This window comes from Pseudomonas sp. RA_35y_Pfl2_P32 (assembly GCF_963970735.1).
Taxonomy (GTDB): domain Bacteria; phylum Pseudomonadota; class Gammaproteobacteria; order Pseudomonadales; family Pseudomonadaceae; genus Aquipseudomonas.
This window is the reverse complement of sequence record NZ_CAXAQF010000238.1, coordinates 1-500: the sequence shown is the minus strand read 5'-3', so window position 1 is coordinate 500 and position 500 is coordinate 1. Positions and strand designations below refer to the sequence as shown.

Below are 500 nucleotides of genomic sequence, written 5' to 3'. Positions count from 1 at the left end.
AGCGCCTATCCGGCGGCCCCGCTGGACGTGGCCGGCGGTTTCACGATCGAAGTCGCGCGGCTGGCGCGCCATTACGGCCTGGCGCACGAAGCTTCGGCGGTGCGCGAGCCCTATAACGTAACCGCGCATGGCGAATTGGTCGTGCTCGCCGGGTGCCAAGGAGGCCGCAAGGGCGCGCCCGACAAGGACGCCCCAAAGCCCGTCGTAGTTGCGACCTTCCCGCTCCCTGATCCCGCAGCATCTCCTACCAAGATGACGTTCAAGGGAGCCTTGCCGCAGATGAGCGGGGACCGCGACCTGTGCTTCCAGTTCACCTCGCCGACCTCCGATCCTTATTACGCCGTAGCATCGGTCCAACTGACCGAGCGCCGCTGATGCACACCTCGTTGCGCGCCGCAATCGTCGCTGCATTGCTGACGGGAGCGGCCACGCCGATCGCCGCCGCACCGCGCACCGCCACCGCGCTCGACGATGGCTGGCAAGCGCGCATCGCTCCGTCG

1 protein-coding gene is annotated in these 500 nt (G+C 68.0%); it reads left to right on the top strand.

Going from position 1 to position 500, the window contains the following annotated elements:
* Window positions 1-375: hypothetical protein (locus tag AACY45_RS28055; protein ID WP_339548728.1), on the top strand; the 375-nt coding region annotated here is incomplete at its 5' end.
* Window positions 376-500: the final 125 nt, after the last annotated feature.